Origin of the sequence: Kineococcus gypseus, assembly GCF_050871305.1 — a bacterium.
In the GTDB taxonomy this organism is placed as follows: Bacteria; Actinomycetota; Actinomycetes; order Actinomycetales; family Kineococcaceae; genus Kineococcus; species Kineococcus gypseus.
Map to the genome: position 1 here is coordinate 58,358 of NZ_JBJLRD010000024.1, position 7,287 is coordinate 65,644.

Annotated in this window: 7 protein-coding genes; 2 read left to right on the forward strand and 5 right to left on the reverse strand. The window is 77.8% G+C overall.

Features of this window, described 5'->3' with window-relative positions; translation table 11 throughout:
* Positions 1–2: 2 nt before the first annotated feature.
* Positions 3–902 carry an alpha/beta hydrolase fold domain-containing protein gene (locus ACRYMN_RS11170; protein ID WP_432494976.1) on the reverse strand — a complete coding sequence of 300 codons (900 nt, stop codon included), beginning with the start codon at positions 900–902 and terminating at the stop codon, positions 3–5.
* A gap of 52 nt (positions 903–954) precedes the next feature.
* Positions 955–1,719, reverse strand: coding sequence for an SDR family oxidoreductase (locus ACRYMN_RS11175; RefSeq protein ID WP_432494978.1), 765 nt, complete (start codon positions 1,717–1,719; stop codon positions 955–957).
* A gap of 85 nt (positions 1,720–1,804) precedes the next feature.
* Between ACRYMN_RS11175 and ACRYMN_RS11180 the strand changes: the two genes are divergently transcribed.
* Positions 1,805–2,428 carry a TetR/AcrR family transcriptional regulator gene (locus tag ACRYMN_RS11180; protein WP_432494980.1) on the forward strand — a complete coding sequence of 208 codons (624 nt, stop codon included), beginning with the start codon at positions 1,805–1,807 and terminating at the stop codon, positions 2,426–2,428.
* 66 nt (positions 2,429–2,494) lie between these two features.
* On the opposite strand, the gene ACRYMN_RS11185 is transcribed toward ACRYMN_RS11180, so the two are convergent.
* Positions 2,495–3,508, reverse strand: a complete 1,014-nt coding sequence (locus ACRYMN_RS11185; protein ID WP_432494982.1) for an ABC transporter substrate-binding protein — start codon at positions 3,506–3,508, stop codon at positions 2,495–2,497.
* Positions 3,509–3,721: 213 nt separating this feature from the next.
* Positions 3,722–5,488 carry a bifunctional metallophosphatase/5'-nucleotidase gene (locus ACRYMN_RS11190; protein ID WP_432494996.1) on the reverse strand — a complete coding sequence of 589 codons (1,767 nt, stop codon included), beginning with the start codon at positions 5,486–5,488 and terminating at the stop codon, positions 3,722–3,724.
* A 189-nt stretch (positions 5,489–5,677) separates the two neighbouring features.
* Here ACRYMN_RS11190 and ACRYMN_RS11195 point away from each other — a divergent pair, with 189 nt between their 5' ends.
* Complete coding sequence (locus ACRYMN_RS11195) at positions 5,678–6,661, forward strand: DMT family transporter (RefSeq protein ID WP_432494984.1); 984 nt, start codon at positions 5,678–5,680, stop codon at positions 6,659–6,661.
* Here ACRYMN_RS11195 and ACRYMN_RS11200 read toward each other — a convergent pair.
* Positions 6,642–7,145 carry an HD domain-containing protein gene (locus ACRYMN_RS11200; RefSeq protein WP_432494986.1) on the reverse strand — a complete coding sequence of 168 codons (504 nt, stop codon included), beginning with the start codon at positions 7,143–7,145 and terminating at the stop codon, positions 6,642–6,644. The genes ACRYMN_RS11195 and ACRYMN_RS11200 overlap by 20 nt on opposite strands.
* Positions 7,146–7,287 lie beyond the last annotated feature (142 nt).

Below are 7,287 nucleotides of genomic sequence, written 5' to 3' on the forward strand. Positions count from 1 at the left end.
GCTCACCGGCGCAGGTGGGTGCGCAGGAACCGCCCCGCCTCGTCGAGCGCGCTGGCGCCCTCCTCCAGGACGGCGGCGAAGCCCTGGAAGACGTGGGGCACCTCCGGGGTGACCTGCAGGGTGACGGCCACGTCGGCGGCCGCGGCCGCCCCGGCGAGCCGGACGGCGTCGTCGAGGAGCACCTCGTGCGAGCCGGCCTGCACGAGCAGCGGCGGCAGCCCGCGCAGGTCGGCGAACAGGGGGCTGAGCAGCGGGCCGGCGGGGTCGGCCCCGCCGGCGTAGTCGGCGGCCCTGCGAGCCAGGCCCGCGGCGTCCAGGGCGGGATCGACCCCCGCCTTCGTCGTCGTGCTGGTGCCGGACAGCGTCAGGTCCACCCAGGGCGAGAACAGCACGGCGCACGCCGGCAGCGGCAGGCCCGCGTCGCGCGCGGCGACCAGCAGCGCCAGGGCCAGGCCCCCGCCGGCCGACTCGCCGCCCACGGCGACCCATCCGGCCGGCACCCCGCGCCCGAGCAGGCCCCGGTACGCGGCCAGGGCGTCGTGCACGGCGGCCGGGTGCGGGTCCTCCGGCGCGAGGCGGTACCCGACGGACACCGCCCCGGTGCCGGCGCGTCGGGCCAGGTCGGCGGCCATCCCCGCGACGCCCACCGCGCTGCCCACGGCGTACGCGCCGCCGTGCAGGAAGAGCAGCACCGGCGCCGCGGCGCCGGGATCCCCGCCGACGCTGACGTCGACGGCCTCCACGCCCCCCAGCAGGGTCGGGGTCGCCGTGACGTCCGCCGGCAGCGGGTGCGCGGTCAGCAGGGCCTCCAGGAGCGGGCGCTGCTCGGTGACGTCGCCGCCCAGGTCGAGCGGCCCGGTGCGCAGGAGGTGCTCCAGGGACTCGCGCTGCTGACGGCTCACGGTCGTGCTCCAGGGGTGTCGCGGGCGGGTGCGGGGGTGGCGGTGCGGGTCCTCACGCGAGGCCGCCGTTGACGTGCAGGACCTGGCCGTGGACCCAGCGCGCCGGGCCGGCCAGGAAGGAGACGACCTCGGCGACGTCCGCCGGCTCGCCCAGCCGGCCCAGGGGCGCGGCGGCCGCGATCCGCTCCACGAGCGCGGGATCCTTGCCCTCCAGGAACAGGGGCGTGGCCGTCGGCCCGGGCGCGACGGTGTTGACGGTGACGTCCCGCCCGCGCACCTCGCGGGCCAGGACCAGGGTGAGCGCCTCGACCGCCGCCTTGGAGGCGACGTACGCGCCGTAGGTCGGCTGCTGCAGGCGCGTGGTGGAGCTGGAGACGTTGACCAGGGCGCCGCCCGGGCGCAGGCGGCGCACGGCCTGCTGCGAGACGGCGACGGTGCCGCGCACGTTCACGCGGTACACCTCGTCGAGCTCGGCCAGGTCCAGCTCGGCGACGGGCGCCAGCGGCATGGTCCCGGCGGCGTTGACGACCACGTCGACCCCGCCGAACGCCGCCTCGGCGGTGTCGAAGAGGGCGGCGACCTCCTGCTCGCGGGAGACGTCGGCGCCCGCGGCGAGCGCCCGCCCCCCGGCCGCGGTGATCGCCCGCACCACCTCCTGCGCCCTGTCGGCGCCGCGGGCGTGGTGGACGACGACGGCCAGGCCGTCGGCCGCCAGCCGGTGCGCGGTGGCGCGGCCGATGCCGCCCGAGGCGCCGGTGACGACGGCGACGCGGGGCGCGGCGGTGGTGCTCGCGCCCGTCGGGTGGGTCGTGCTCACGGTTCTCCCTTCTATGTAGACGGTGCGTCCACATAGAAGGAATGTAGACTCGCCGTACACATCTGGCAAGCGCCCGGGAGGACGCGTGGAGGAGACCCGGCCGTCGCCCGCCGCGGCGCAGCGCCCCGTGCTCAGGCCCGGCCGCGGACGGCGGCCCGCGGCCCAGGTGCGCGCCGCGGTGCTCACCGCCACCGCGCACCTGCTCTTCGAGGAGGGCCTGCCCGGCGTCACCTTCGAGAGGGCCGCCGCGAGCGCCGGGGTGAGCAAGATGACCCTCTACAAGTGGTGGCCCTCCACCGGGGCCCTGGCCATGGAGGCCTACTCGCACGCCGTGGAGCAGACCCTCGCCTTCGAGGACACCGGCGACCTGGCGGCGGACCTGCGGGCGCAGCTGCGCTCCTTCGTGCACCTGCTCACCGACGAGCGCAGCGGCCCGGTCATCGCCGCCCTGGTCGGCGCGGCCCAGTCCGACGCCGTCCTCGCCGCCGCCTTCGCCGAGCGGTACACCCGCCCCCGCCGCCGGCTCGCCGTCGAGCGCCTGGCGGCCGCGCGCCGGTGCGGGCAGCTGCGCGGGGACGTCGACCTGGAGGTCCTCGTCGACCAGCTGTGGGGCGCGTGCTATCACCGCCTGCTCCTGCCGGACCAGCCCCTGGACACCGCGTTCGCCGACGCCCTGGTCGCCAACCTGCTGCGCGGCGCCGCCCCCTAGGCGCCGCCGGGTCGTGCCTGCCGGGTCCCGCCCGCCGGGGCCCCGCGCGGGCGGGGCCCCGGCGCCTCAGAGCTGCTCGGGCGCGGTGCTCGGGTCGTCGTCGCAGGCCAGCGCCAGCTGCGGCACGGCCCGCTCGATCGCGAAGGGCAGCGAGAGCGGGCTGGCGAACCCCAGCGCGCCGGCGAAGTCCCCGGAGAACTCCCCGGCGTACACGGTGCGACCCTCGCGCACGACGGCCAGCGCGGCGGCCAGCGGGTCGGCGGTGAACTGCTCGCCGGTGGCGCCGAGCACCACGAGCACGTCGGTGTCCAGCACGGCGGCGCGCTCGCGGCTGAGCTCGCCGGTGGCGGTGGTGGGCGTCAGGCCCAGGTCGGTGAAGAAGCGCGCGCGCGGGTCGGCGGCCTCCAGCACGTAGTAGCCGGTCTCGAGCACGAGCACGACGGTGGTGACGCGCCCGGTGAACTCCGGGTGCTCGGCGCGCGCGGCGGCGAAGCGGTCCTCCACCTGCCGCGTCAGCTCCGCCGCCTCCTCCAGGCGCCCGAGCGCGGCGCCGGTGGCCGCCAGCTGCTGGCGCCAGGACGCGCTCGTGCCGCCGTCCTCGGGCACGAGGTCGGCCACGGTGGGCGCGACGGCGGAGAGCCGGTCGTAGACCGCCTGGTCGACGAAGGAGTACGTGCCCAGCACCAGGTCCGGCGTCAGGGCGGCGACCGCCTCGAGGTTGAGGTCCTGCCCGCCCACCTCGGGCAGCGGCTCGGCGGGCAGCAGGTCGCGCGCCCAGGGGCGGACCGCGTAGTCGTAGGAGAGGTACTCGCGCACCCCCACGGGCGTGACGCCCAGCGCCAGGGCGAAGTCCTGGTCGTTGAACCCGACGGTGACCACGCGCTGCGGCACCTCGGGCACCACGGTGCTGCCGAAGGCGTGCTCGACGGTGACGGGGAAGGCGCCCGCGTCGGCGCCGGACGCGCCGGACGCCGACGGCGCGGCCGCCCCGCCGTCCTCGCCCCCGTCGCCGCACGCGGCCGTGGCGGCGAGCGCGCCGAGGCCGGTCAGGCAGGTGGTCAGCAGGGTGCGGCGGCGCATGCGGGTCCTCCGGGGGCGGGGCGGGGTGGAGCGGCGCGCAGGAGCGGCCTGGTCGTGAGGGTAGCCTCACCTGATCGGCGGGACCAGGGGCGCCCCCCGACGACGGAGGGCCGGCGGCCGTCCCCGGCCGCCGGCCCCCGGCGTGGTGGTGCGTGCGGTGGTGCGTGCGGTGCTGCGTGCGCCGCGTCCGGTGCCGCGCGGGGCGGCCCCGGCTCAGCGGGTGGTGATGCGGTCCAGCGCCGGCGCGGTGACCGGCGAGTTCGCGGTCAAGTACGCGGTGAAGGCGTCGAGGTCGATGGCGCCGGTGACCTGGTTCGTGCCCGCGGTCAGCGCGCTGAACCCGTCGCCGCCGCCGGCCAGGAAGTTGTTCACCGTGACCCGGTAGGTGCCGGTGGGCGAGACCGGCTGCCCGCCGATGCGCACGCTGTCGTCGACGACGCGGCTGCCGGTGCACGGGTCCGCGCCGGTGGCGGCCGTGGTGCCGACGGTGTCCACGACGTACGACACGCTCGAGGAGGCGTACAGCGTGCGTCCCACCTGGAACTGCTGCTCGAGCACGCACTGCAGCTGCGCACCGGTCAGGTCCAGGGTGACGAGGTTGTTGGCGAACGGCTGCACCGTGAACGCCTCCTCGTACGTCACCGGCCCGGCCGGCAGGTCGGCGCGCACGCCGCCGGGGTTCATGAACGCCGCGACCGCGCCGGTCTCGTCGTCCGTGGCCGCCAGCTGCGCGTCGGCGATGACGTCGCCCAGCACCGACTCGCCCAGCGCGTAGGTGGGCTGGCCGTTCGAGGCGGTGCCGGTGCGGAAGAGCTGCTCCTGCGTGCGGGTCAGCTCCTGCGCCGCGGTGCCGACCTCGCGGGTGGCGATCGGGCCCAGGGCGGTGCGGTAGCGGTCGATGAGCGCGGTCTGCGCCGGGTCCTCGGGCAGGTCGCGGGTGACGATCGTGTTCTCGGCCTTCGCGGTCAGCACGTCGCCGCTGCGGCGGTCGATGCTCAGGTCGATGTCGGTGACCAGGCGGCCGGCGGAGCTGGCGCTGGTGACCAGCTTGCCGTCGATCTCGCAGTTGTACGCCTGGTGGGTGTGGCCGCTGACGACGACGTCGATGCTGTCGTCCATGCCGCCCGCGATATCCACGATCGGGCCGGTCAGGCCGTTGCAGGCGTTGACGTCCCAGGCGGCCGGGCCGGTCTGCTGACCGCCCTCGTGCAGCAGCACGACGATGCTCTCCACGCCCTGCGCGCGCAGCTCGGCGGCGTAGCGGTTGGCGGTGGCCACCTCGTCGGCGAAGGCGAGGCCGGCCACGCCCTGCTGGCTGACGATCTGGCTGGTGCCCTCCAGGGTCATGCCGATGAAGCCCACCGGGACGCCCTGGACCTTGCGCACCGCGTAGGGGGCCACCAGCGGCTCGCCGGTGGCGGTGCGGAAGGCGTTGGCCGAGAGGTAGCGGTAGTCCGCGCCCTCGTAGGGGGTGCCGTCGGCGCAGCCGTCGACGGGGTGGCAGCCGCCGTCCTGGATGCGCAGCAGCTCCGCCGCGCCCTCGTCGAACTCGTGGTTGCCCACGCTGGCGAAGTCCAGCCCGGCCAGGCCGAGGGCTTCGACCGTGGGCTCGTCGTGGAAGGCGGCCGAGAGCAGCGGGGAGGCGCCGATGAGGTCGCCGGCGGCGACCGTGATCGTGTTCTCGTCCTTCTGCTGCTCGGCGAGCAGGCGCAGCTGCGTGGCGAGGTGCTCGACGCCGCCGGCGTCGACGGTGCGCGCGGTGCCGTCGGCGTTCACGCCGGTCTGGATCCGCCCGCCGGAACCGGTGGGCGGCTCCAGGGCGCCGTGGAAGTCGTTGATCGCCAGGAGCTGGACCTGCACCGGCGGCGGGCCGGCGGGTCGGGGCTTGGCGGCGCCGGGGGCGCTGGGGCTGGCGGCGGCGACCAGGGCGCCGGCGGTGAGGACCGCGGCGCCGGCGGCCGCAGCGCGGCGCAGGAGCAGGGAGTGCAAGGGTTCTCCAGGGGTGAGGTGACGAGCGGGCGCATCATGACCCACGGCGGGGATGCTCGGGGACGAGTCGGTGAACCCGAGGTGCGCGGGAGGTGAACGCTGCCCCTCGTTCCCCCGCGGGGGGGCTGACCGCTACGCTGCGACATGAAGCAGGTTGATAGCGCTACCGTCCGCCCGTCCGTGCCGCTACCCCGCGGTGCCCGTCCCGCGCCGGGCCGGGCCGCCGGCCCGCTGCTCGGCCTGCTCGGCGTGGCGGTGTTCAGCCTCACGCTGCCGCTCACCCGCACCGCGGTGCTCACCCTGGACCCGCTGCTCGTCGGCGCGGGCCGCTCCGCCGTCGCCGGCGCGCTGGCCGCCGCGGTGCTGTTGGCCACCCGCACGCCCCGCCCGGCCGCGCGGCTGCTGCCGCGCCTGCTGCTCGTCGTCGCCGGCGTGGTGGCCGGCTTCCCCCTGCTGACCAGCGCCGCGATGCGCCACCTGCCCGCCGCCCACGGCGCCGTCGTCATCGGCGTGCTGCCCGCCGCGACCGCCGTCGCGGTGGTGCTGCGCACCCGCGAGCGCCCCGGGCGGACCTTCTGGGCCGCCGGCGCGGCGGGTCTGGTGGCCGTGGTGGTCTTCGCCGCGCTCAGCGGCGGCGGGCTCGGTGGTCTCGGCGCCGGCGACGCGCTGCTGCTGGGCGCGGTGGCCCTGGCGGCGCTGGGCTACGCCGAGGGCGGCCTGCTGGCCCGGGAGCTGGGCGCCTGGCAGACGATCTGCTGGGCCCTGGTGCTGGCCCTGCCGCTGACGGTGGCGCTGGCGCTGCTCGGCGCGGCCGGCGGGAGCACGAGCGCGGGCCCGGCCGGCTGGCTCTCCTTCGCCTACCTGGCCCTCTTCAGCACCTTCCTGGGCTTCTTCGCCTGGTACCGCGGGCTGGCCATCGGGCCGATGACGCGCGTGAGCCAGGTGCAGCTGGTCCAGCCGGTCCTGACGATCGCGTGGTCGGCGCTGCTCCTCGGCGAACGGGTCGGCGCCGACGTGCTCGCCGCGGCCGCGGCGGTGCTGGTGTGCGCGGCGGCCGCGGTGCGGGCGCGGGTGCGCACCGCACCCGTCCCCCCGTCCGCCGCCGCGCCCGTCCCCGCTGCCGCCGCGGTGCGCGCCGCGCCGCTCAGGGGAGCGGGTCGCTGAGGAGCTGCTCCCGCGGCTCGCCGGGGTGCGCCTCGCGCTCGGGGCCGCCCCGGCGCAGCCGCTCCTGCGTGCGCCGCACGGCCGCGCGCACGGCCGGGCCGCGCACGGGGTGGCAGCGGGCGTTGGGGCTGTCCGGCCCGTGCCGGCGCAGCACGTCCGCCAGGCGCTCCTCCACGTCCACGAGCCGCCCCGTCGCCGAGACGGTCTGGTCCGCCCACGTCAGGGCGTCGGCGAGCGGGCCCTCGAGCGCGCGCGGGTCGTCGAAGGGCGCCAGCTGCGCGCCCAGCCCGCGCACGCCGGCGACGAAGCGGGCGCCGGAGTGGTGCGCGACCAGCGCGGTCACCAGCGGCGGCCAGTCGTGCGCGCGCAGGTGCTCCGCGCCGTCGAGGGGGTGGAACCCTGTGCGCCGCAACGCCTCGGCGTAGCCGACGTCGTGCAGCCAGGCGGCCGCCACCAGCGGGGCGCGCTCCTGCGGTACGAGCACCGCCGCGCCGGGGGGGGGGGGGGGGGGGGGGGGGGGGGGGGGGGGGGGGGGGGGGGGGGGGGGGGGGGCGGGGCGGCGGGGCCCGGGGGGGGGGGGGGGGGGGGGGGGGGGGGGGGGGGGGGGCGGGGGGGGGGGGGGCGTG

Bases quoted from the DNA above. Each gene is read 5' to 3' on its own strand.
- ACRYMN_RS11185 (WP_432494982.1), bottom strand. From the start codon at position 3,508: ATGCGCCGCCGCACCCTGCTGACCACCTGCCTGACCGGCCTCGGCGCG.